This window comes from Romboutsia sp. Marseille-P6047, from assembly GCF_900604535.1.
Lineage (GTDB): Bacteria > Bacillota > Clostridia > Peptostreptococcales > Peptostreptococcaceae > Romboutsia_E.
This window is the reverse complement of sequence record NZ_UWOT01000007.1, coordinates 16,375-41,224: the sequence shown is the minus strand read 5'-3', so window position 1 is coordinate 41,224 and position 24,850 is coordinate 16,375. Positions and strand designations below refer to the sequence as shown.

The 24,850-nt window shown below is 28.4% G+C and carries 19 protein-coding genes and 1 pseudogene; 18 read left to right on the top strand and 2 right to left on the bottom strand.

The annotated features are described in order from the left end of the window. Nucleotides 1–151 precede the first annotated feature (151 nt). Nucleotides 152–1,390, top strand: a complete 1,239-nt coding sequence (locus EIH23_RS08740) for a peptidase U32 family protein (RefSeq protein WP_122639912.1) — start codon at nucleotides 152–154, stop codon at nucleotides 1,388–1,390. 95 nt (nucleotides 1,391–1,485) lie between these two features. After that, complete coding sequence (locus tag EIH23_RS08735) at nucleotides 1,486–2,355, top strand: methionyl aminopeptidase (protein WP_122639911.1); 870 nt, start codon at nucleotides 1,486–1,488, stop codon at nucleotides 2,353–2,355. A gap of 155 nt (nucleotides 2,356–2,510) precedes the next feature. Here the strand turns inward: EIH23_RS08735 and EIH23_RS08730 are convergent, their stop codons facing one another. Both EIH23_RS08730 and EIH23_RS08725 read right to left on the bottom strand, forming a co-directional pair. Next, nucleotides 2,511–3,740, bottom strand: a complete 1,230-nt coding sequence (locus EIH23_RS08730; protein ID WP_122639910.1) for an LL-diaminopimelate aminotransferase — start codon at nucleotides 3,738–3,740, stop codon at nucleotides 2,511–2,513. A gap of 150 nt (nucleotides 3,741–3,890) precedes the next feature. Beyond that, on the bottom strand, nucleotides 3,891–5,039 hold the full coding sequence (locus EIH23_RS08725) for a DEAD/DEAH box helicase (protein WP_122639909.1): 1,149 nt from the start codon (nucleotides 5,037–5,039) through the stop codon (nucleotides 3,891–3,893). Nucleotides 5,040–5,321: 282 nt separating this feature from the next. Between EIH23_RS08725 and EIH23_RS08720 the strand changes: the two genes are divergently transcribed. The 16 genes and pseudogenes from EIH23_RS08720 (at nucleotide 5,322) to EIH23_RS08655 (ending at nucleotide 24,767) form a co-directional block, all read left to right on the top strand. Next, entirely contained in the window at nucleotides 5,322–6,269 is a 948-nt protein-coding gene (locus EIH23_RS08720; RefSeq protein ID WP_122639908.1) for an L-lactate dehydrogenase, read from the top strand. Between the two features lie 148 nt (nucleotides 6,270–6,417). Continuing rightward, nucleotides 6,418–7,131 (top strand): annotated as a pseudogene (locus EIH23_RS17110) (ABC transporter ATP-binding protein). Continuing rightward, on the top strand, nucleotides 7,124–7,369 hold the full coding sequence (locus EIH23_RS08710; RefSeq protein WP_122639907.1) for a hypothetical protein: 246 nt from the start codon (nucleotides 7,124–7,126) through the stop codon (nucleotides 7,367–7,369). The pseudogene EIH23_RS17110 and the gene EIH23_RS08710 overlap by 8 nt, the downstream one beginning before the upstream one ends. Further along, entirely contained in the window at nucleotides 7,359–7,865 is a 507-nt protein-coding gene (locus tag EIH23_RS08705) for a hypothetical protein (protein ID WP_122639906.1), read from the top strand. The genes EIH23_RS08710 and EIH23_RS08705 overlap by 11 nt, the downstream gene beginning before the upstream one ends. A 545-nt stretch (nucleotides 7,866–8,410) precedes the next feature. Continuing rightward, complete coding sequence (locus tag EIH23_RS08700) at nucleotides 8,411–8,704, top strand: hypothetical protein (protein ID WP_122639905.1); 294 nt, start codon at nucleotides 8,411–8,413, stop codon at nucleotides 8,702–8,704. Nucleotides 8,705–8,922: 218 nt separating this feature from the next. Continuing rightward, a complete protein-coding gene (locus tag EIH23_RS16320; protein WP_164489029.1) occupies nucleotides 8,923–9,096 on the top strand; it encodes a hypothetical protein in 174 nt (57 codons plus the stop codon). Between the two features lie 30 nt (nucleotides 9,097–9,126). Next, the gene (locus EIH23_RS16315) at nucleotides 9,127–9,291 is read left to right on the top strand and encodes a hypothetical protein (RefSeq protein ID WP_164489028.1); all 165 of its coding nucleotides are present in this window, start codon (nucleotides 9,127–9,129) and stop codon (nucleotides 9,289–9,291) included. Nucleotides 9,292–9,613: 322 nt separating this feature from the next. After that, the gene (locus tag EIH23_RS08695; RefSeq protein WP_122639904.1) at nucleotides 9,614–10,951 is read left to right on the top strand and encodes a uracil-xanthine permease family protein; all 1,338 of its coding nucleotides are present in this window, start codon (nucleotides 9,614–9,616) and stop codon (nucleotides 10,949–10,951) included. Between the two features lie 201 nt (nucleotides 10,952–11,152). Next, the gene (gene gltB / locus EIH23_RS08690) at nucleotides 11,153–15,667 is read left to right on the top strand and encodes a glutamate synthase large subunit (protein WP_122639903.1); all 4,515 of its coding nucleotides are present in this window, start codon (nucleotides 11,153–11,155) and stop codon (nucleotides 15,665–15,667) included. Between the two features lie 11 nt (nucleotides 15,668–15,678). Then, complete coding sequence (locus tag EIH23_RS08685; protein ID WP_122639902.1) at nucleotides 15,679–17,100, top strand: glutamate synthase subunit beta; 1,422 nt, start codon at nucleotides 15,679–15,681, stop codon at nucleotides 17,098–17,100. Nucleotides 17,101–17,387: 287 nt separating this feature from the next. Continuing rightward, nucleotides 17,388–18,605 carry a DNRLRE domain-containing protein gene (locus tag EIH23_RS16740; RefSeq protein WP_122639901.1) on the top strand — a complete coding sequence of 406 codons (1,218 nt, stop codon included), beginning with the start codon at nucleotides 17,388–17,390 and terminating at the stop codon, nucleotides 18,603–18,605. 210 nt (nucleotides 18,606–18,815) lie between these two features. Beyond that, entirely contained in the window at nucleotides 18,816–20,066 is a 1,251-nt protein-coding gene (locus tag EIH23_RS08675) for a cation:proton antiporter (protein WP_122639900.1), read from the top strand. A 177-nt stretch (nucleotides 20,067–20,243) separates the two neighbouring features. Further along, a complete protein-coding gene (locus tag EIH23_RS08670; RefSeq protein ID WP_122639899.1) occupies nucleotides 20,244–21,032 on the top strand; it encodes an FAD binding domain-containing protein in 789 nt (262 codons plus the stop codon). Beyond that, nucleotides 21,032–21,481, top strand: coding sequence for a (2Fe-2S)-binding protein (locus tag EIH23_RS08665; RefSeq protein WP_122639898.1), 450 nt, complete (start codon nucleotides 21,032–21,034; stop codon nucleotides 21,479–21,481). Before EIH23_RS08670 ends, EIH23_RS08665 begins: the two co-directional genes overlap by 1 nt. 1 nt (nucleotide 21,482) lies before the next feature. Beyond that, nucleotides 21,483–23,747, top strand: a complete 2,265-nt coding sequence (locus tag EIH23_RS08660) for a xanthine dehydrogenase family protein molybdopterin-binding subunit (RefSeq protein ID WP_122639897.1) — start codon at nucleotides 21,483–21,485, stop codon at nucleotides 23,745–23,747. 360 nt (nucleotides 23,748–24,107) lie between these two features. Further along, entirely contained in the window at nucleotides 24,108–24,767 is a 660-nt protein-coding gene (locus tag EIH23_RS08655) for a helix-turn-helix domain-containing protein (RefSeq protein WP_122639896.1), read from the top strand. The last annotated feature ends 83 nt before the right edge of the window (nucleotides 24,768–24,850 follow it).

Genomic DNA, 24,850 nt, shown 5'->3' with positions numbered 1-24,850 from the left:
AATACATAAATAAAATATGGTATAATACTATATAAAATATTATCAAATCGGATATATATACAAAATACGTTTTATAATTTTTTAATTGGGTATTTTAATAAAACAAATTTTAAATGTGTAAATTAAGAAATTGATATATAAAGGAGACAATATGAGAAAGGTAGAATTATTAGCACCTGCAGGTGATTTAGAAAGATTAAAAATAGCATTTACTTATGGAGCAGATGCTGTATATATAGGTGGAGAAATATTTGGAATGAGATCTGCAGCAAAAAACTTCTCTAAAGAAAATATGATAGAAGGAGTAAATTTTGCTCACGAAAGAGGAAAACAGGTTTTTGTTACAATAAATATAATTCCAAGAAATGACGATTTATTACAACTTGAAGAATACTTATTAGAATTACAAGAAATTGGAGTTGATGCAGTTATAGTAAGTGATCCAGGGGTGTTTAGTTTTGTTAAAAAGACAATACCAAATATGGAAATTCATATAAGTACTCAAGCTAGTACAACAAATGCAGCTTCTGCAGCATTTTGGTACAAGCAAGGAGCTAAAAGAATAGTTACAGCAAGAGAATTATCTTTTAAAGAAATAAAAGAGATAAGAGAAAATACACCAGCTGATATGGATATAGAGACATTTGTTCATGGAGCAATGTGTATGTCATACTCTGGTAAATGTGTAATAAGTAATCATACAACAGGAAGAGATGCGAATAAAGGATCATGTGCTCAATCATGTAGATGGAAGTATACTTTAATGGAAGAAGTAGCTCCAGGTGAATATGAGCAAGTTTTAGGAGATATAGATCCAGAATTTTTCTTTAACTCTAAGGACTTATGTATGATTCAATATATACCAGAAATATTTGAAAGTGGTATGACAAGTTTAAAAATAGAAGGTAGAATGAAGACTGCATATTATGTTGCTACTACAGTTAGAGCATATAGAATGGCTATTGATGCATATTATAAAGATCCAGAAAACTGGGAGTTTAATCCAATGTGGTTAGAAGAACTTAAAAAAGGAAGTCATAGAGATTATAGTACTGGATTCTTCTTTGATAGACCTGATTCAAATTCTCATAATTATGAATCAGCATCTTATATTAGAAATTATGACTTTATAGGTTTAGTTAAAGGTCATGAAGAAGAAAGTGGACTTGTAATAGTAGAACAAAGAAATAAAATGTATGTTGGAGATAAGATAGAGGTTATAGGACCATTTAAAGAAACTATGAATGCAACTATATTAGAAATGTATAATGAAGATGGAGAACCAATAGAATCGGCTCCACATGCAAGACAAGTGGTAAAAATGAAGTTAGATATAGATGTTGAAAAAGATTATATGTTAAGAAAAGCAATAACAGTTTTAAGTATATAATAAAATAAAAGAAGTCTTAGGGAACTAAGGCTTCTTTGACATGTTTTAAATTTAGGTATAATATAAAACTATAGCCAATAGAAGGGAGATAAATTATGAATATAGGTAGAAATGATGATTGCTGGTGCGGAAGCCAAAAGAAATATAAAAAATGCCATATGAAATTTGATGAAAAGTTAGATGAATTAAAAAAAGAAGGTAAGACAGTTCCTTCAAGAAAGCTTATAAAAAATAAAGAGCAGATAGAAAAAATAAGAGAAAGTGCAAAAATAAATAATGCCATATTAGATTTAGTTGCAGAAAACATAAAAGAAGGTATGACTACAGCTGATATAGATAAGATTGTGCATGATTATACAATATCTCAAGGCGCAGTTCCAGCACCATTAGGATTCTGTGGGTTCCCTAAAAGCTGCTGTACGTCAATAAATGATGAGATTTGTCATGGTATACCAAGTGAAAAGGTAGTATTAAGAAATGGAGATATAGTAAATGTAGATGTATCCACTATTTATAATGGATATTATTCAGATGCTTCAAGAATGTTTTTAATTGGTGAAGTAAGTGATAAAGCTAAAAAGTTAGTTGAAGTTACTAAAGAATGCATGATAAAAGGTATAGAAGCAGTTAAGCCTTGGGGATACTTAGGTGATATAGGTGCAGCTATAGAAAAACATGCTAAAGAAAATGGATACAGCGTAGTTAGAGAATTTGGTGGCCATGGAATTGGACTTGATTTTCATGAAGAACCATTTGTATTCCATTTTGGAAAAGAAGGAAGTGGGATGGTTTTAGTTCCTGGAATGATGTTTACTATAGAGCCTATGATAAATGAAGGTAAGGCTGATTTATACATTGATGCAGATAACGAGTGGACAGCAATAACAGATGATGGTTCCTTATCAGCACAATGGGAGAATATGATTCTTGTAACTGAAGATGGAATTGAGATATTAGCTTATTAATGATATGGATATATTGATTTAGGGTCGGATATACCGACAGGTTGGCATGAAATATTATATTTCATGCCTTACTCCCTAGGATGTCAGACTAATCAATATATCCATTAATTATTAATTATCTAATATTGTTTTGAAAAAATAAAAAATCTTTAAATTTAAAATACCAAGTTTAAATTTAGCAATCTTTGTTTTACATCATTTATTACTTTTATTTCTTCTTGTTCTGAATTTGCTTCGAAGGTTACTGAGAATCTTAAGAATGCTCCACACTCATCCCATGGTACTGTTGATATGAAGGCTTTATTTAAGATATAATGACTTGCTTCTTCTGCATCTTTAAAATTTATTCCATCTTTAGTTCCTTTTGGAATAGGGACATAGCAGTAAAAACCTCCTTTTGGTTTTTCTACTTTAAATCCAACTTCTTTTAATGCATCTACTAATAAATCAAATCTTCTATCATATCTTTTTATATTTATATCAATTAATTCCTTATGAGTAAGTGCATATATTCCTGCTTTTTGAATTGCTCTAAATTGTCCAGAGTCGCAGTAACTTTTTACTGTTGAAAAAACTTTTATAGATTTTTGTGATCCAACTAAAAAAGCCAATCTCCATCCAGTCATATTGAATGCCTTTGATAGTGAGTGTATTTCTATTGAATACTCCATATTTTTATCTACGCTAAATATACTTAAAGGTTTTTCTTGATTATAAACTAAAGGACCATAAGCTACATCTGATACTATAAGTATGTTATTTTTTTTTGCAAACTCAAGTGCTTGTTCATAAAATTCTTTAGTTGCTATTTGTCCTGTTGGATTATTTGGGTAATTTAAGTATAGTAATTTTGATTTCTGTAAGATATGATTAGGTATAAGTTCAAATTCTGGATAAAAATTATTTTCTTTACAAAGTTTTAATTCATAAACACTTCCACCTACAAACCTAGTATTATTTGCTATTATAGGGTAACCAGGAACTGTCATTAGTGTAATATCCCCAGTATTTATAAAGCATGTTGGTAGCATTGATAATATAGATTTAGCTCCAATACCATGGACAATGTTAGATGTATTTATATTATCTATATTATACACGTCCTTTAAATAAGAGCATGCAGCAATTTTAAATTCTTCTATTCCATTATCTGCATAAAATCTATTTTCTTCTTTAGCAGCTTCTATACTTAAAGTATCAACTATTGATTTATCTGCCATTTTATCTGGTTCACCGACACCCATATCTATTATTTTTATATTAGGATATTTTATCTTTAACTCATCTCTGATTTTTTTTAGTTTTTCGAATTTAAATATCTTATTTTCATTAAAAAAGTTTTTACCCCCAAGTCTATTTGAAACTATGTTGTCAATAAAGTCCATGTTAACCCTCCAAAAATTATAAGAATAATATATAATACTTTAAAAGAAAGTGAAATGGAACTAAAAAACAACAAATTTATAAGTTTTTTGAGCTAAATAAAAATCCTAACTGAAATCAAATGATTAGTTAGGATTTTAAATAAATTAAACTTATTTTGCTCTTGAATCAAAGAATTTACCATATTTTATAACCTTAGGTTTTATATCTATGTTAAATTCTCTTTTATATCTTTTAATATCAGCAAGTTCTCCTCTAGTAACTATTGAAATAGCGTTACCACTTCTATTACCTCTAGCAGTTCTACCAGCTCTATGAATATATTCATTTTTACTTCCTGGGAAGTCTAAGTTAAATACATGACTAGTATCTACAACATCTAAGCCTCTAGCAGATAAGTCAGAAGATACTAAAACTTTAGCTTTACCAGTTCTAAATGCATTTATAGCATTTTTTCTATCTTCTTTAGACATATCACCAAATATACCAACAGCTTTGTATCCATGGAAATTTAATTTAGAGGCTATAACCTCTATACTTTTTTCATTGTTAACAAAGACTATCGCTCTTTTTGGAGTAGTTGCAGCTAATGCTTTTCTAAGTAAGTCAAACTTTTCTCTTCTTTCTCCTAATAAGTACATATGTTTTATTTTAGGATTTATAGTAACTTCTTTAGTAGCATTTATTACTATTGGATCTTTCATAATTTCTTTGCATAAATCTATAGTTTCATTATTTAAAGATGCTGAAAATCCCAAAAGTTGTCTATCTCTTAAAGTACACTTTATAATATCTTTAACATAAGATATGTTATTTCCACTTAATAAGCTATCAACTTCATCTAAAACTATAGCTTTTATAGTATGAGCTTTTAATTTTTTTTGTTTTATTAAATCTAAAACTCTACCACAAGAAGCTACAGCTATATGTGGCTTAAGATTTTTTATACTTTTTATTTGCTTTTGTATATTTACTTCCCCGAATATAGGTAAAGAAGTAACTTCTACTCCTGAATTTTTAGCTAATAACTCTATTTGGTTATGTATTTGAACAACTAATTCATGAGTAGGCGCAAGAACTAATACTTGTGTTTCTCTTTTTGTAGTATCTATTTTTTCAAACATAGGTAATAAGTAAGCTAGCGTCTTACCACTTCCTGTTTGAGAATTAACTAGAATATCTTTATTATCAAGTATATTTTTAAAAACAAGAGATTGAACCTCAGTTGGAGAAGTTATATCTTGTTTTTTAAGTCCGTTTATTAAATTATTATTTAACTTTAATTCTTCAAAACTTTTCATAAAAAACTCCTTTTATTATTTAATATCTAAATTAGTACTTTTTATTATACACTTAATAGGAAAAAAATTATATATAATAATATAAATATTTACTTAAATATCGTTATAAACATGATAATTAATAAACAAACATGTTGTAAAAAAATGCAAAATATAGTAAAACTATATTATATGATGAGAATTAAAAAAATAATAAATCGCATAATAAATAGTGAGATAAAGTTTTAGATTGGATTATTTTGGGAATTATTATAATCTAATGAGTAATGGAGGTTAAATTATATGAAAAAAAATAAGGTAGTAATAGTTGGAACAGGTATGGTAGGTATGAGTTATGCATACTCAATGATAAATCAAGGTACATGCGAAGAATTAGTTCTAATTGATATAAATAAAGAACGTGCTAGAGGGGAAGCAATAGATTTAAACCACGGCCTTAGCTTTGCACCAAGAAAAATGAATATATATGCAGGGGATTATAGTGATTGTAAGGATGCATATATTATATGTATAACAGCAGGAGCTATACAACTTGAAGGTGAAACAAGATTAGATTTACTTCATAAAAATAGTAAGATAATGAAATCAATAATAGATCAAATAAAGGAATCAGGATTTGATGGTATATTATTAATAGCAACTAATCCAGTTGATATAATGACATATGTTGCCCAACAATTATCAGGGTATGATAAATCAAAAGTAATAGGTTCTGGAACTACTTTAGATTCAGCAAGACTTAGATATACATTAGGAGAAAAGTTAAATGTAAATCCAAAGGATATAAATGCATACGTTATGGGTGAGCATGGAGACTCTCAATTTGTACCATGGAGTTATGCATTATGTGGTGTACAACCAATATATCAAATAGCATCAAAAAAAGATTCAAGTTTAAAATTCGATGAGTTAGAAGAAATAGAAGATACTGTTAGAAATATAGCTTATGAAATAATTAAGTGTAAAAATTCTACGTATTATGGTATAGGTATGGCTTTAACTAGAATAACAAAAGCAATACTTGAAAATGAAAATAGTATACTTACAGTTTCTTCATACTTAAATGGAGAATATGGACATGACGATGTTTATATAGCGGTGCCAAGTATAGTAAATCAAGATGGAGTTAGAGAAGTTATACATTTAGCATTAGACAATAGTGAAAAAACTAAATTAGATGATTCTATAAAAATAATGAAAGAAAATATAGCTAAATTAGATTTAAAATAAATAAAAAAATACCTTAAGACTAAGTAAATTACATAGTCTTAAGGTATTTTTTATTATAATAATATGAAAATTTAAAAATTAGTTGAATAAAAAAGTTGTTGTTATATATTATATATAGCAAATATAAAATATATAATTGGATGAGAAAATGCTAAGTATAAAAAATCTATCTAAGTCTTATAAAAGTAATGAAAAAGCTATTGATAATATTAGCTTTGAAATAAATAAAGGAGATATCTTTGGATTTATAGGTCATAATGGTGCAGGAAAAACTACAACTATAAAATGTATAGTAGGTATACATGAATTTGAAGAAGGTGAAATTTTAATTGATAAAAAAGATATAAATAAAAATCCAATAGAATGTAAAATTGATATTGCTTATATACCAGATAATCCTGATCTATATGAGTCTTTAACAGGAATACAATATCTTAATTTTATATCAAATATTTTTAAAGTTGAAAGAAAAGAAAGGGAAGAACTAATTAATTATTATGCAAATAGATTTGAAATTAAAGATAATTTAGGCAATTTAATATCATCTTATTCTCATGGCATGAAGTAAAAATTAGCTATTATAAGTGCACTTATTCATAAACCTAAGATTCTAATATTAGATGAGCCATTTGTTGGATTAGATCCTAAAGCATCATTTACATTAAAAGAAATGATGAAAGAGTTTTGTGAAAATGGAGGAGCTATATTCTTTTCTACTCATGTACTTGATGTAGCAGAAAAAATTTGTAACAAGGTTGCGATAATAAAAAATGGTAAATTAGTAACTAGTGGTTATACAGATGAAGTCACAAGGAATAAAAGCCTTGAAAGTTTATTTATGGAGATGATTGAACATGAGTAATTTAGGACTATTAATTAATATAAATATAATAAATGAATTTGGATTAAATAAAATAAAATACTTAAATAAAAAAGAAAAAACTAAAATAATAGGTATGATACTAGCTAGTTCAATTCTTATTATATATGTAATCTATAAGATGTTTAATTTTTGCTTAGATATAAGTGATACTTTAATACAATATAATTTAATGGATTTACTACTTATAAGCGGATTTTACAGGGGAAGTGCTTTTTAGTTTAATTACAACTATATATAAAGGCTCTTCATATTTATTTGAAGCTAAAGATTTTGAAAGTTTAATAAGTTTACCCATAAATGAAGTAGCAATATTATTAAGCAAAATATTCATGTTGCTTATATCTAACTACTTATTTACAGTTCCATTTTTACTTATACCAGGAATAGTATATTTTATAAGAATGGATATAAGCTCAATATATTTAGTAAATTTAATATTAATGTTTCTATGCGTTCCATTAATACCAATAATAATATCATCAATGATAGCTTTTTTATTAGGAAATATTTCATCTAAGTTAAAACATAAAAGTTTAATATTAATAATTGGAAGTATAATTTTACTTGCACAGTACGTATTATTAGTTAGCAAAATGGATGTATTATTAAAAAATATAATTGAAAATAGTAACTCTGTAACTGACACAATAAAAAAGATATATTTTATGTCTTATTATTTTATTGAAGGATTGAAAAAAATGATATTTTATTAGTATTAAAATTTATATTTATATCAATATTGCATTTATACCATTTATAGTTTTATTTTCTAAACAATATAAAATTATAAATTCTAGAATGAACGAAAATTATAAAGCTAAAAATATGAGATAAAAAGATTTAAAAAATGTTTATATGCATTACTTCAAAGAAGTAAAAAGATATTTTTTCTATTCATATATATGTTCTTTAGTCTGATAGGTATACTATTAAGTATATTTTCGATTGGTATTATAGTGTTTGGTCAAGATAAGATGGCGGATATTTTACAATTAAATTTAGATTTTGCTTTTATAAAAATTCAAATAATAAGTTTAATATTATTTTGTATAATGACAATATGTACTACTTACTGTCTAATTTCATTAGAAGGAAAACTTTTATGTATATTAAAGTCTTCCATAAAATAAGTTGATATATTTAAAAGTAAAATAGCTTTAAATTTGGATTTATAAGTATTCCAGCAAGTTTAGTTTGTTTCATATTAATTAGCTTTAAATTAAAATTTGATTATTTATTTATAATTATTGGAAGCCTAGTGATTACATTAATGGCTATACTGGTATCAGAATTAGGATTATTTTTAAACTTATTATTCCCTAATTTAAACTGGAAAAATGAAGTTGGTGTTGTAAAAAGAAGCTTTTCATTAATAGGAGTTATGATATTTTTTATATTATATATAGGGTTGTTTGCATTTATATACTTTAAATTTAAAATAATAAATTTAAATATATACTTATTATTACCAATAGTTTTTACATTAACAATTAATTTAGTAATATGGAACTTGATAAAAACTAAGGGTGTAGAAATTTTTAAAAAGATATAAATAAAATAAAACAAGCTAAAAAATTATATAATTTTTTAACTTATTTTATTTTATTTATAAAAATTTATGGTGATTAGAATCATTAAAAAAATATAACAATAAATAATAGGGTTAATAAATATAAATTATAAAAAATAGAAAAATCTTATAGTAGTAAAACTAATTTATATGGACAATTTAAACTTATAAAGCAAAATAACAATGAAAGGAAGATATAAATGTCTAAAAAAGGAAATGAAAGAGAAGAACTTGATAATAATAAAGTAATAAAAGAACTTTTAAAAGAGAACCATTCTAAAGAAGAAATAGCAGAAGAAGTATCCACTAATAGAACAGTAGCAGATGTATTAGGAGATAGACTTTCAAAAGCAAGAAGATTTCCTCCGTGTTAGATAAATTTATTTGCTAGAGGAGTGATGACGATGAAAAATGAAAGTAGATTTGGTAATGAATATTACAGTAATGGGCTTGAATTTACAAAGGATGTACTTCGTGCAAGTTCCTCTATAGAAGATATTATTGAAAAAGCACATATTGTAGAAGAAACTAAAGAAGAAATGGAAGAAAGAATAAGAGAAAGCAGATAAAAATTTAATTTTAGGGCTATTTTAAAATATTTTGATATTAGATATGTTAGATATAATAAATAAAATAAGTACATATGGTATAGTATATGCTAATGTTCGTTATTTTAAATATTAAATACTATCACTAGATAAAATCAAAAACATATTTTGAAATATGCCCTTTAAAAATACATAACACGTATTTTTTTATAAAAAAAATAAAAAATATTCGTGATAATATTGATAAATCTAAAAGGTATTGTTATAATGATTGAGTAATGTGAATTGGAAAAATATAGTTTAATTAAATTAATAACAAATTAGTTTGGGGGATTTATAAAATATGACTACAAAAAATTCTGTGATTTATCAATTAGACGGTAAGCCTAAGCTTAGACAGGCGATACCATTAGGATTACAACATATATTAGCTATGTTTGTGGGAAATGTTACACCGCTTATAATTATAGCAAATGTAGTTAATATGAGTTTAGCTGATAAAACAGCTTTAATCCAATGTACAATGTTCGTATCGGGAATCGCTACTTTAATGCAATGTTATAACTTTGGACCTTTTGGAGCAAGGTTACCTATTGTTATGGGAACTAGTTTCGGGTTTGTTCCTGTATTAACTGTAATAGGTACAAAGTATGGGTATGAAGCAATACTTGGTGCGTGTTTAATAGGTGCATTAATTGAGATATTATTTGGGAAATCAATGAGCAGTTTAAGAAAATATTTTACGCCAGTAGTTACAGGTACTGTTGTATTAGCAATGGGCATTTCTTTACTTCCAACAGGAATAAAGTATTTTGCAGGAGGAGTTGGAGCTGAAGATTTTGGTTCATTATCAAATTTAGCTTTAGGGACTATAGTATTAATAACAGTTTTAATAATGAGCAATTATACTAAAGGAATAACAAAACTTGCTTCTATACTTATAGGATTAATAGTTGGTTACATAGTTGCAATACCAATGGGGAAAATAGATTTTAGTTCATTATCAACAATATCTATTATTTCAATGCCAACACCATTTAAGTTTGGATTTGAGTTTCATTTAGACGCTATAATAGCAGTAGCAGCTACATTTATAGTTTCTGGAGTTGAGACAGTAGGAGATATAACAGCAATAGCGTATTCTGGTATAGGAAGAGATGCTACAGATAAAGAAATATCAGGAGGGGTTATGGCAGATGGATTAGGAAGTGTAGTATCATCAATATTTGGTGTATTGCCTAATACATCTTTTGGTCAAAATGTTGGTATAATAGCTATGACGAAAGTTATAAATAGAAACATAGTTGGTATTGGAGCGTGTATACTGGTATTAGCTGCTATATTCCCAAAATTTGGAGCATTAATATCGTTAATGCCTTCAAGTGTTTTGGGTGGAGCTAGTATATCAATGTTTGCAATGATAGCAGTTAGTGGTATAAAATTAATAACTAGCGAGCCTTTAAATGAAAGAAATAGTACAATAGTTGCATTAGCAATAGGTATAGGTGTTGGGATATCATTTGTTCCTGGTGTACTAGTAAGTCTTCCAGAATCTATACAATTAATATTTGGAGATTCAGGATTAGTGCTTGTTGCTTTAATAGCTGTTGTGTTGAATATAGTATTACCAAAAGAGGAAAAAGAAGATAAAGCACTAAATTTAGATGTAGAAATAGTTTAGATATTTATTAATATATATGTAAATAAAAGCAGAACTTTAAAGTAAGTTCTGCTTTTTATTATTTTTAAATATAATTAAGAAGATGAATTAAAATAAAAGCTATAAAAAGGAATATACATATAAAGATATTGCAATATTTTGAAAATTTAAGCACAATAATTATTATCTAATTTTTTATTTAATGATTAAGGGGGAGTTAGAGTGGAGTATAGAAATAGATTTCCAAAGAAACAAGGACTGTACGATCCGACATTAGAAAAAGATAGCTGTGGTGTTGGATTTATAGCAAATATAAAGGGGAATAAAAGTCATGATATTGTGAGAAAAGGTCTTAATATATTATTAAATCTATCTCATAGAGGGGCTACTGGTTGTGATGAAAAAACTGGTGATGGAGCAGGTATATTAACTCAAATACCACACGTATTTTTTAAACGTAAATGTAAGGAATATAATATAGATTTACCTGATGAAGGTAATTATGCTGTAGGTATGGTGTTTTTACCTCGTGAGTCTGATGAAGATTTAAAATGTGAAGGGATATTTGAAAGTGTGCTTAAAGATGAAGGTCTTAAGCTTCTAGGTTGGAGAGATGTAGAAGTAGATAGAAATGCAATAGGAGATATTGCTAAAGGTAGTGAGCCTTTAATCAAACAAATATTTATAGACAGAGAAAATTATTCTGTAGATGAATTTGAAACAAAATTATATGTAGTAAGAAAAGTAGTTGAAAAACTAATAAGAGAGTCTGATATGTATAATAAGGGTTATTTTTATGTATCAAGTTTATCTAGTAAAGTTGTAATATATAAAGGGTTATTATTAGCACATCAAATAGGCAATTTTTATAAAGATCTAAAAGATCCATTATTTGAAAGTGCATTGGCGCTTGTTCATCAAAGATATAGTACAAATACTTTCCCTACTTGGGATTTAGCTCAACCTTTTAGATACATAGCACACAATGGAGAAATCAATACAATAAGAGGAAATCGAAACTGGATGAATGCTAGAGAAAGAAAGCTTGAATCGGATAGATTAAAAGATAATATAAAGAAATTATATCCAATATTAACTCCAAATTGTTCTGATTCAGCAACTTTTGATAATGCTTTTGAATTACTAATAAATAGTGGAAAACCATTAACTAAAGCAATATCAATGCTTATACCTAAGGCATGGGAAAATAGTGAATTTATGAGTGAAGAAGAAAAATCATTTTATAATTACAATTCAGCAATTATAGAGCCATGGGATGGTCCAGCTGCTATAGTATTTACAGATGGCACGAGAATAGGAGCTACATTAGATAGAAATGGACTTAGACCATCTAGATATACTATAACAAAAGATGGATTTGTTATATTAGCATCAGAAACTGGTGTATTAGACATAGAACCAGAAAATATAGACTGTAAAGGTAGATTAGAACCAGGAAAAATATTTATGGTTGATTTAGAACAAGGTAGAGTTATAGATGATAATGAAGTTAAAGAAGGACTATTTAAAGAGTACGATTATGTAGATTGGATAAAAAGAAATAAATTAACTTTAGATATGCTACCTCATCCATCATATTTGCCAAGTGGAGATACTGACACACTTACACAAAGACAGCAGGCTTTTGGATATACTCATGAAGAAGTTAAGTCTATAATTTCTGTAATGGCTAAAGATGCTAAAGAACCAATTGGTTCAATGGGTTATTATACACCTCTAGCAGTTTTATCAAACAAACCTCAGTTACTATATAATTATTTTAAACAATCATTTGCACAAGTAACTAACCCTCCAATAGATCCAATAAGAGAAAGATCAATTATGAGTTTGACTACTATATTAGGTGAGATGGTAAATTTACTAGATGATAAAAAAGAAGATTGTAAATTTATACAACTAGAGAATCCAATACTAACAGATATTGAATTAGAGAAAATAATTAAAATAAATAATGAAGATTTAAGAGCTATAAAAATACCTATAACATATAGATCACCAGGGAATGGTGAGGATTTAATTAAAGCAATTGATTTATTATGTGAAAGAGCTAAAAATGCTATTGAAGAAGGATATAATATAATAATACTTACAGATAGAGAAATAAATAAACATCAAGCGGCAATACCTTCATTACTTGCAACAAGTGCACTTCAACAGTATTTAATAAAAAATAAATTAAGAACTAACACAAGTATAATAGTTGAAACTGGAGAAGCTAGAGAAATTATGCATTTTGCACTACTAATAGGTTATGGAGCTACTGCAGTTAACCCATATCTTGCCTTTGAAACTATAGACTATTTAGTTAAAAAAGAGTTATATATTAAAGAGATAAGTAGTGAAGAGGCTAAAAATAATTACATAGAAGCTATATGTAAAGGATTACTTAAAATTATTTCTAAAATGGGAATATCAACAATTCAAAGTTACAGAAGTGCACAAATATTTGAAGCAATAGGGCTTAATAATGAATTAGTGGAAAAGTATTTTACAGGAACTCCATCTAGGATAGAGGGCATAAACCTAGATATAATTACAAGGGATACATTAATACGCCATGAAAGAGCTTTTAATAGATTAAGAAATCCTATAGATACATTAGAACTAGGAGGTCAATATAGTTATAGAAGAAATCAAGATTACCATATGTTTAACCCTTTTACAATAAGTAAGCTTCAACAAAGTACTAGAGATGGAGGGAGCTATGATAGCTTTAAAGAGTTCTCTGATGATATAAATAATCAATCGAAAGAATTATGTACTATACGTGGACTTTTATCATTTAAAAAAGGTGAAAAAGTATCATTAGATGAAGTAGAGCCAGCTAAAGAAATAGTGAAAAGATTTGTAACAGGAGCAATGAGTTTTGGATCATTAAGTAAAGAAGCACATGAAACCTTAGCAATTGCTATGAATACAATGGGGGGACGATCTAACACAGGTGAAGGTGGAGAAGATTCATCTAGATACTTAGATAATAGAAGAAGTGCAACTAAGCAAGTTGCATCAGGGAGATTTGGTGTAACAACTGAATATTTAGTAAATGCAGATGAATTGCAAATAAAAATGGCTCAAGGTGCAAAGCCAGGAGAAGGTGGTAGATTACCTGGCCAAAAGGTAAATGAAGTTATAGGTAAGGTACGTCATGCAACACCAGGTATTGATTTAATATCACCTCCACCTCACCATGATATATATTCGATAGAAGATTTAGAGCAACTTATACATGATCTTAAAAATGTAAATCAAAATGCAAGTATATCTGTTAAATTAGTTTCAGAAGTTGGAGTAGGAACTGTAGCGGCAGGAGTTGCAAAAGCTAAAGCTGATTTAATATTAATATCTGGATATGATGGAGGAACAGGCGCAGCACCTCTTACATCACTTAGACATGCAGGAGTTCCATGGGAATTAGGTTTAGCAGAAGCACATCAAGTTCTTCTTTTAAATAACTTAAGAAGCCGAGTTACATTACAAACTGATGGTCAAATGAGAACTGGTAGAGATGTGGCAATTGCAGCACTTTTAGGAGCAGAAGAGTTTGGATTTGCAACAGCACCACTTGTAGTATCAGGCTGTATGATGATGAGAAAATGTCACTCTAATACTTGCCCTATGGGAGTTGCAACTCAAAATCCAGAGCTTAGAAAGAAATTTAGTGGAAAACCAGAGTATGTAATAAAATACTTTTTCTATGTGGCTGAAGAGCTGAGAGAAATAATGGCAAGTCTTGGGTTTAGAAAAGTTGAAGATATGATAGGTAGGGTAGATTTATTAGAAGTTAATAAAGAAATGCTAAATGATAAAACTAAATATTTAGATTTATCAGCAATACTTTATAAGCCGAACTTACCTCAAAGAATAGTTGGAAGAAAAATAATGAATCAAAACCATGGTTTAGATAAGGCATTAGATCATAATTTAATAGAATTAGCTAAAAAGAGTTTAGAGAACAAAGAAAAAACTGTCGCTGATATATCAATAAGAAATACTAATCGTACAGTTGGAACTATGCTTAGTGGTGAGATAGCAAAATTATATGGTGCAAATGGATTAGATGATGATACAATAACATTTAACTTTAGAGGAAGTACAGGTCAAAGTTTTGGTGCTTTTGGAATGAAAGGACTCACTTTAAATGTAATTGGGGATTGTAATGATTATTTAGGAAAAGGTCTATCTGGAGCCAAGATAACTGTTAGACCAGATGAGAATGTACAGTATAAATCAGATGAAAATATAATAGCAGGAAATACTTTGCTTTATGGAGCAACAAGTGGAGAGATTTATATAAGTGGAATTGTTGGAGAGAGATTTGCAGTTAGAAACTCTGGAGCTATAGCGGTAGTAGAAGGATTAGGTGAGCATGGTTGTGAATATATGACAGGAGGTAGAGTAGTAATCTTAGGAGATATAGGTAAAAACTTTGCAGCAGGAATGAGTGGAGGTATTGCTTATATATATAATAAAGATGAAAATTTAGAAAGAAAAATAAATAAAGAGTTTACAGAGATTGAAAAATTAGTTGAAGTAGAAGGAGAGGATGAATTAAGAAGTTTAGTAGAGAACCATTATAAATATACTAGTAGTCAAAAAGCTAAGTTTATTATAGAAAATTGGGAAGAGGAAAGACATAACTTCTATAGGGTAATACCAACTATATACAAAAATATAATTTATACAAGTAATAAGATTGAAGAATCTTCAATAATATAAGGAGGAGGAATATGGGCAAAGAAACTGGTTTTATAGATTATAAAAGAGAAAATCCAAACAAACGTCCTGTAGAAGAACGTATAAAAGATTATAAAGAAATATTTATACCCATGGATTATAAGGACGTAAAAGTTCAAGCATCAAGATGTATGGATTGTGGTGTAGCATTTTGCTCCTCTGAATTTGGATGTCCACTTGGAAATACAATACCTGAGATGAATGATTTAGTATATAGGGGACAATGGAAAGAAGCCTTAGATATGTTACTTAGAACAAATAACTTTCCAGAGTTTACAGGAACTGTATGTCCAGCTTTATGTGAAAATGCTTGTATATTAGGCTTATATAGTGAATCTGTTTGCAATAAAAGTATGGAAAAAAGTATAATTAATAAAGGATTTGAGGAGGGGTATATAAAAGCAAAACCTCCTATAGTTAGAACTGATAAAAAAATTGCTGTAATAGGTTCTGGTCCATCAGGTCTTGCTTGCGCAGATCAATTAAATAAGGCAGGACATAACGTAATTGTTTTTGAGAGGGATGATAATGTAGGTGGACTTCTTACTTATGGTATACCAGATTTTAAATTAGAAAAATATGTTGTAGATAGAAGAATAAATCTTATGAAAGAAGAGGGAATCATATTCAAAACAAATATGTGGATTGGAAGAGATTACCCTGCAAATTATTTAAAAAGAGAGTATGATGTATTAGTGCTTTGTGGAGGAGCAACGCAAGCTAGAGATTTACCTGTTCCAGGAAGAACACTAGAAGGTCTTTATTTTGCAGTAGATTATTTAAAACAACAGAATAAAAGAAATAGAGGAATAGAAATTGAAGAAAATGAGATAACAGCTAAAGGAAAAAATGTAGTCGTTATTGGGGGAGGAGATACAGGTAATGACTGTATTGGAACTGCTATTAGACAAGGTGCTAAAAATGTGTATCAAATTGATAGATCTAGCAAAAACTCAAAATATAAAAGTTTAGATAGCAATAAAACATGGCCATTAGGACCTATGATATTTAAAACATCTACATCTCATGAAGAGGGTGGAATAAGGGATTTTTCAGTTAAAACTGTAGCATTTAGTGGAGAAGCGGGTAAAGTTAAAAAGCTTCATGCAATTAGAATGGATGAAAATTATAATGAAATACCCGGAACTGAATTTGAAATAGATTGCGATTTAGTATTGTTTGCAATGGGATTTTTACATCCAGAACATGAATCTATGATTTATGATTTAGGCGTTGAATTAGATAATAGAGGAAATGTAAAAACAAATTCAAAATATCAAACATCAGTAGAAGGGGTATTTTCAGCAGGAGATATGAGAACTGGTCAATCTTTAGTTGCAAAATCAATTGCAGAAGGAAGAAATGTTGCTAGAGAAATAGACTTATATTTAATGGGAAATACAAACTTAAGATAAATATGAAGTTAACTAATAATTATGTGACAATAAAATAAATAATATAGAAAATATGAGATTCGAGAATTATGTTGAGAATCTCATATTTTTATTTATATAGATAAATATGTCCAATGATACAGCTTAAAAAAGATATTGAATATAATTAGTATCAGTATGTAAAAAAATAAATATTATAGAATAAATAACTTGTTTTTGAAATGGTAATAAATTTAATTATACATTAATATTGAGTAACCTAAATGATAAATATTCAAGTTCGGTATATAACAATATAGGGGGAATTTATGAAAACTATATCATTATACGCATCTTCAAGTGCTTATGTAACAAATAGATTTCCTAGATGTAACTATATTTTTAGTGAAAATATATATGCAGGTTGTAAATATAGGCAATACAATAGTTATAGATACATTTCCTTATTAAGGTTTAACTTTTCTTCTATAAGGAGTAATTTAGTAGATATTAAAAAAGCTATTTTATATATTGCTGTAAAAGGAAACTTATATGAATCATCCTACAACGATGAGCCTTTAAGTGTTGGATATAATAACTACTATTTTGATTTTTATAATGTTAATTATGAAAGTAGACCTAGATGTACACATATTAATTCAACAAGTAATATTTGTAATATAAATGGTTGTAGCTATATTGCAATGGATATAACAACTTTAGTATGTAAATGGATATATGGTTATTTATCTAATAACGGGATTTCACTATATGCAGGAAATAATTTAAATAAGATTTATGAGCTATATTCCAATAAAAGTTCAAGACCACCATTTTTAGAAATTTCTTATGACATAAAAGTTAGAAGCCTAGGTATATTTGCTCAAGAATCTAATTGCTATCATGTAACAAATGTATATGATGGATTAAGAGGAGCAACTGGTGCTACTGGAGCAACAGGCCCAACAGGCCCAACGGGACCTACTGGAATTCAAGGAGAGATAGGCCCAATAGGCCCAATAGGCCCAACAGGTCCTACTGGATTTATAGGATCTTATATACAGCTAAATGATGAAGATTATACAAATAATATAACTTCAGAAGGTACAAATTTAACATTATCAGATACAGGAATTGACCCTAGCTACACAAATGGTGGATATAGCTTAACGACAACAAGTACAACAAATGATACCCTTATTTTTGAACAACCTGGAATGTATAATATATATGTAAATCTAGTTACATCATTCGCTACATCAAGTACAGTAACAACAGGAGAAGAATATACTATGCTTTTCCAAGTACAGAATATATCTGGAACATATAATCAGTATTTGTTACATGAAGGCGTTATACCATCAGGTGGAGCATCAACATCTGTTAGTAATCAGCTAAGTGTCAATTTCTTATATAATGCAACTACTGCCAATGATGGCATTATCATTTCTTTATTTGGATTTGATTTTGAGCTTGCTAATCCAGAAATTTTACAAGTTGGCCAGATAATAGTAATTGCATCTAGATGGGGTAATGCTATAACTTAATATAAAATATGTTGTGGAGTTAAATAATAAAAAGGCATAGATATAATAACTAAGCCTTTTTATTATTTAACTAATTTAGCTATTTTTGTTTTTCATAACATAGCCATAAAATATAGACAATACAAAATGTTAAATCTATATTAAATCCATAACAAAATAAAATATAGTTAATATAATAAAAAGAAATACTTATATAAAGGGGAGGCAGTTATGGAGACATATATACACACAATAGATTGTAACAATTTATTAATAATATTTGCTATAGTTGCATTGACAGGGATTATATGTAGCAAAGTGAGTGAAAAAATAAAGATACCAGATGTGGTACTTTTTTTAATTGCAGGAATGATACTTGGTCCATCATTTTTAAAATTTATAGATATAAGCAAATATGGAGTAGAGAATCAATTAATATTAACTTTTGGATCAGCATTTATATTGTACTTAGGAGGAAAAGAAATAAGTTTAAAGGTATTAAAGAAAGTCAAAATATCTGTACTTTTACTTTCTAGTTTAGGAGTTTTAATTTCTGCATTTGTAATGCAGTCAATTATAGGATTCACATTTAATACTAGCTACATGACTGCATTACTTATAGGTTCAATAATAGCATCAACCGATCCTGCAACATTAGTGCCTATTTTTAATAGTGTAAAAATAAATAACAAAGTAAAACAGACAGTAATAAGTGAATCAGCTTTTAATGATGCAACTGGTGCTATATTAACATCAGCAGTACTGGCTATAATTTTATCCGGAACATTCTCACTAAAATCAAACTTATATGAGCTTATTATTATGGTAGTTGTAGGGATATTAGTTGGCGTTGCAACAGGACTTGTACTATTAGCTCTAGTAAATGATAAGCCATATGGTATATTTAAAGAATATACACCTATAGTATCTGTTTTATCAGTTGTAATTGCATATGAGCTATCTACTGCACTTGGTGGAAGTGGGTATATGTCATGCTTTATTGTAGGTATAATAACTGGAAATAAAAAGAACTTTAAATTATGGTTAAGTCAAAAACACTATGATACAGACTGTCATGTTGTAGAGACACTAGGTACAATTTGCAGGATGGCTATATTTATAATATTAGGAACTCAAGTAGATTTAGCAGTGCTTGGAAAATATTTAATTCCATCAATACTTACCGTACTTGGATTAGTTTTCATAGCAAGACCTATTTCCGTCTTAGTATGTACTATATTTGATAGAAAAGCAAAATGGAATAAAAGAGAAATACTCTTTATGATGTGGGTGAGAGAAACTGGGGTAATACCAGCAGCTCTTTGTGGTATTATAGCATCTATGAAGATATCTGGATATGAAATTATGTCTTCAGTAGTTTTTATGACTATATTAATAACATTAATAGTGCAGGGAAGCAGTACAAAATTTGTAGCTAAAAAACTAGGATTATTAGATGAAGATGATAAAGACAGTAATTAAAATACAAAATCCATATCTATAATTTAACATAGATATGGATTTTATATTTAAGCTAAAAACGTACATAAAACAAGAATAAGTAATGAATATAATGATTATTACGAATTTTAATGTCAAATAAAAGAGAAATATGGTATAATTATAAAGATTAAAAGAAAACTTACAGGGAGGAAAAGTATGTTTACAGTTATGGAAATGGTTCAGCCTAAAACGGTTGAGGAAGCATACGAGATATTGACAAAAAGAAAAAATAATCAAGTTATAGGTGGAAGTGCTTGGCTAAGAATGGGGAGTAAAAGAATAGGTACAGCTGTAGAGTTATCTCAGCTAGGCTTAGATTACATAAAAGATAGTGGAGATTACATAGAAATAGGTGCAATGACTACTTTTAGAAGTTTAGAAACTAGCAAATTACTAGAAGAAAATTTTGGTAGTATAATAAAAGACTCTGTAAAAGATATAATAGGAGTTCAATTTAGAAATGTAGTAACAATAGGTGGAACAATCTTCTCTAAATTTGGTTTTTCTGATTTAATAGTGGCTCTACTTGCTCTAGAATGCGAAGTGAAACTAGTGAAAAATGGAAAACTAGCTTTACGAGAGTTTTTAAATAAAGAATATGAAAAAGACTTACTTACTAAAATTTATATAAAGAAAAATAACGTAAAAGCATCATATAAAAGTTTAAGAAATGCACAAAGTGATTACGCATTATTAAATGTTTCTGTATCTAAATTTGAAGATAAAGTAAAAATATATGTAGGTGCAAGGCCTCAAATAGCTACTCTTGCAATTAAAGCTAGCGAGTTTTTATCAAATAATGAATTGACTGATGAGAATATAGAAAAAGCAGCTTTTATGGTTAGTGAAGAACTAACTTTTGGAACTAATATGAGAGCAACTAAAGAATATAGAAGTTTAATGAGCAAGGTACTTGTAAAAAGAGCATTAATGGAGGTCAGATAATGTTAGTAGAATTAAAGGTAAACTCAAAAAAGTATAAAATAGATATAGAGCCAGAGGAACAATTAGTAGATACACTTAGAAAAATAGGAAACTTAAGTGTTAAAAGAGGTTGTGATACAGGATGTTGTGGACTTTGTTCTGTCTGGATAGACAAAAAGCCAACATTATCATGTGCAACACTTACTGTAAGAGCAATAAATAAAGAAATAACTACAATAGAAGGATTAGAAAAAGAAGCTGAAGAATTTGCAAAAATACTTATAGCAGAAGGTGCTGAACAATGTGGTTTTTGTTCACCAGGATTTATAATGACAGTGCTTGCAATGAAAAATGAACTTGAAAATCCAACTGAAGAAGAAATAAAGCATTATTTAACAGGAAATCTATGTAGATGTACAGGATACATGGGTCAATTAAGAGCAATAAAAACTTATATGGGGGTAAAATAATATGAGTTTAGTAGGAAAAAGTATACCTAAAACAGACGGACTTGCAATAGCAACAGGTAAACCTGTGTATACAGATGATTTATCATCAAAAGATGCATTAGTAGTAAAAATACTTAGGAGTCCACATGCAAATGCAAAAATAAAAAATATAGATACAAAAAGGGCAATGCTTGTACCAGGAGTAGAATGTGTACTTACATATAAAGATGTACCAAATACGAGATTTACACTAGCTGGTCAAAGTTATCCAGAACCATCTCCATATGATAGATTAATATTAGAAGATAGGGTAAGATATGTAGGAGATGAAGTTGCTATAGTTGCAGCAGTAGATGAAAAAACTGCAGTTAAAGCACTAAAAATGATTAAAGTTGAATATGAAATATTAGATGCAGTTATTGATTTTGAAACTGCAATAGATAATAAAGTAATAGTTCACGAAGAAGAAGTACATACAAACTTTGATATAGGAATGCAAAGAGAAAGAAATATAGTTGCAACTCATGATTATACTAAAGGGGATGTTGATAAGGTATTAAGTGAGTGTGATATAGTTTTAGAAGAAACTCATTATACTCAAGCACAAGCACAAGCTATGATGGAAACATATAGGGCATATAACTATTTAGACCATATGGGAAGACTTGTTGTAATATCTTCAACACAAATCCCTTTTCATGTAAGAAGACATTTATCTAGAGCTCTAAATATACCTTCAAGTAAGATAAGAGTTATAAAACCAAGAATAGGTGGAGGTTTTGGTGGAAAGCAAACTGCTTGTGTAGAAATTTTCTCAGCACTTGTTACTTTAAAAACTGGAAAACCAGCTAAATTAATATATGATAGAAAAGAAACATTTAACTGTTCAAATAGTAGACATGCTATGAAAATGAATGTAAAAATAGGGGCTACTAAAGATGGTGTTATAAAGGTAATAGATATAAATGCTTTATCTGATACAGGAGCTTATGGAGAGCATGCATCAACTACATTTGGACTAGTTGGAGAGAAAAGTATACCGATATATAATAAACTAGAAGCTGCTAGATTTAAAGGTAATGTAGTTTATACTAATAAAATGCCATCAGGAGCTTTTAGAGGATATGGAGCAACTCAAGGATGCTTTGCAGTTGAATCAACTATAAACAAATTAGCTACTAAGTTAAATATGGATCCTGTAAAATTAAGACTTAAAAACATAGTCAAAGAAGGTGAAGTTACTTTTGCATATAATAAATCTATAAATAGTGCAAATTTAGCGGAATGTATAAGAAAAGGTAAAGAGATGATAAAATGGGATGAAAAATACCCATCACGTGACCTTGGAAATGGAAAAGTAAGAAGCGTTGGAATGGCACTTACTATGCAAGGTTCTGGAATAGCTGGAATTGATACATCTTCAGTTGAGATAAGGCTAAATGATGATGGGTTCTATACGCTATATGTTGGTTCTACTGATATGGGAACAGGAAGTGATACTATACTTGCACAAATGGCATGTGATATTTTAGAAACTACTATGGACAAGGTTACTGTTGTATCTGCAGATACTGATATAGTACCTTATGATCCAGGATCTTATGCATCAAGTACAACTTATGTTACTGGTATGGCGGTAGTTAAAGCATGTCAACAATTAAGAGAAAGGATAATAGAAGTAGGAGCTAGTAGGCTAGAGATAGCTAAAGAGCTTGCTGAGTTTGATGGAGAGAAGGTATTCTGTGATGATAAATCTATATCTGTATTTGATTTAGCTGTTGATTTTACAGTTGGACCTAATAAGATTCAGTTAAATGGATTTGCATCTCATGGAAGTCCAGTTTCACCACCTCCTTATATAGCAGGATTTGTTGAAACTGAGATTGATAAGGAAACTGGTAAGGTTGAGATTATTGACTATGTTGCAATAGTTGATTGTGGTACTGTTATTAATAGAAATCTTGCTACTATACAAACTGAAGGTGGTATAGTTCAAGGTATAGGTCTTGCTTTATTTGAGGAAGTAAGATATTTAGAAAGTGGTCAAATGGATAGTAATAGCTTTATGCAGTATAAGATTCCTGCTAGAAGTGATATTGGTACTGTTAGAGTTGATTTTGTTGAGACTTATGAGCCAACAGGTCCATTTGGAGCAAAAAGTATAGGTGAGGTTGTTATTAATACTCCTGCTCCTGCTATTCAAGATGCTATATATAACGGTGTTGGGGTTAGAATTAATAGCCTTCCGATGACTCCAGAAAAGATATTCATGGATATGAATAACTAGTATATAGTTTTTATGTAATTATATATCAAAAACACATTGATAAATTTATCAATGTGTTTTTTTTATGAAATAAGAAGAATTATGATATATTATAAATATAAATTTAAAATAATATAGATTAATTCAGTTTATTGAGGGGGATATTGTGAAAAAAACAGAGACTAATCATAAAACTTATATGTATATGCCGGAGAAAGATTTTGTAGTTTATTATTATAAAGATACTGAAATTCCCGAGGTACCACTTCATTATCATGAATTTTATGAGTTACTATTTCTTATAGATGGAAATTTAGATTATATAGTAGAAGATTATATATATCATTTAGAAAAGGAGATCTATTATTTATACCTCCAGGTGTGTTTCATAATCCAATTATTCATAATTTTGATGTACCTTATGAAAGATATGTACTTTGGATATCTGTATTTGCCATTAATAAAATTTTTGAGCTAGATGAAGATGCGGACATTTTTAAAGACGAATCTTTTAATAAATCATTTTTACTTAGAAGTAAAGGATATATTGCATCAACACTTCAAGGCGCTTTTAAATCACTTTTTGATTCTTATGAAGAAAAGAAGTATTGTTATAAGAGTGAAGGTTATTCAATTATTATTCAAATTTTAACAATGTATAATAGAGAGTTATACAATAGAACAAAAAATATAATGAGTGGAAGTAAAGATACATTAATAAGTAGTATATTACACTATATAAATGCACATATAACAGAAGATTTATCTTTGGATAATATTGCATCAATATTTTTTATTAACAAATATACTATATCTCATAAATTTAAAGATGTTATGAATATATCATACTACCAATATGTTATACAAAAAAGATTAAGTATAGGAAAGCAGCACTTATTAGAAGGTATGCCTGCTAATAGAGTATATAAGGTTTGTGGTTTTAGTGATTATGCATGTTTTTATAGAGCATTTAAAAAAGAATATGGGTTTTCTCCAAGTAAATTAAAACAAATTCATAAAGAATGTATGAATATATACTAAAATATAGAATTAAAAAATAGCAAGAATAACAATAATTAAAGCAATTATATGCATTTTAATTGTAATAAAAATTAAGTATACTA

What these genes read in the sequence shown, in the direction of transcription:
- EIH23_RS08735 (WP_122639911.1), top strand. Translation starts at nt 1,486, where the DNA reads ATGAATATAGGTAGAAATGATGATTGCTGGTGCGGAAGCCAAAAGAAA.
- EIH23_RS08730 (WP_122639910.1), bottom strand. Translation starts at nt 3,740, where the DNA reads ATGGACTTTATTGACAACATAGTTTCAAATAGACTTGGGGGTAAAAAC.
- EIH23_RS16315 (WP_164489028.1), top strand. Translation starts at nt 9,127, where the DNA reads ATGAAAAATGAAAGTAGATTTGGTAATGAATATTACAGTAATGGGCTT.
- EIH23_RS08685 (WP_122639902.1), top strand. Translation starts at nt 15,679, where the DNA reads ATGGGCAAAGAAACTGGTTTTATAGATTATAAAAGAGAAAATCCAAAC.
- EIH23_RS08665 (WP_122639898.1), top strand. Translation starts at nt 21,032, where the DNA reads ATGTTAGTAGAATTAAAGGTAAACTCAAAAAAGTATAAAATAGATATA.
- EIH23_RS08695 (WP_122639904.1), top strand. Translation starts at nt 9,614, where the DNA reads ATGACTACAAAAAATTCTGTGATTTATCAATTAGACGGTAAGCCTAAG.
- EIH23_RS08725 (WP_122639909.1), bottom strand. Translation starts at nt 5,039, where the DNA reads ATGAAAAGTTTTGAAGAATTAAAGTTAAATAATAATTTAATAAACGGA.
- EIH23_RS08675 (WP_122639900.1), top strand. Translation starts at nt 18,816, where the DNA reads ATGGAGACATATATACACACAATAGATTGTAACAATTTATTAATAATA.
- EIH23_RS16320 (WP_164489029.1), top strand. Translation starts at nt 8,923, where the DNA reads ATGTCTAAAAAAGGAAATGAAAGAGAAGAACTTGATAATAATAAAGTA.
- EIH23_RS08720 (WP_122639908.1), top strand. Translation starts at nt 5,322, where the DNA reads ATGAAAAAAAATAAGGTAGTAATAGTTGGAACAGGTATGGTAGGTATG.
- EIH23_RS08660 (WP_122639897.1), top strand. Translation starts at nt 21,483, where the DNA reads ATGAGTTTAGTAGGAAAAAGTATACCTAAAACAGACGGACTTGCAATA.
- EIH23_RS08710 (WP_122639907.1), top strand. Translation starts at nt 7,124, where the DNA reads ATGAGTAATTTAGGACTATTAATTAATATAAATATAATAAATGAATTT.
- EIH23_RS08740 (WP_122639912.1), top strand. Translation starts at nt 152, where the DNA reads ATGAGAAAGGTAGAATTATTAGCACCTGCAGGTGATTTAGAAAGATTA.
- EIH23_RS16740 (WP_122639901.1), top strand. Translation starts at nt 17,388, where the DNA reads ATGAAAACTATATCATTATACGCATCTTCAAGTGCTTATGTAACAAAT.
- EIH23_RS08670 (WP_122639899.1), top strand. Translation starts at nt 20,244, where the DNA reads ATGTTTACAGTTATGGAAATGGTTCAGCCTAAAACGGTTGAGGAAGCA.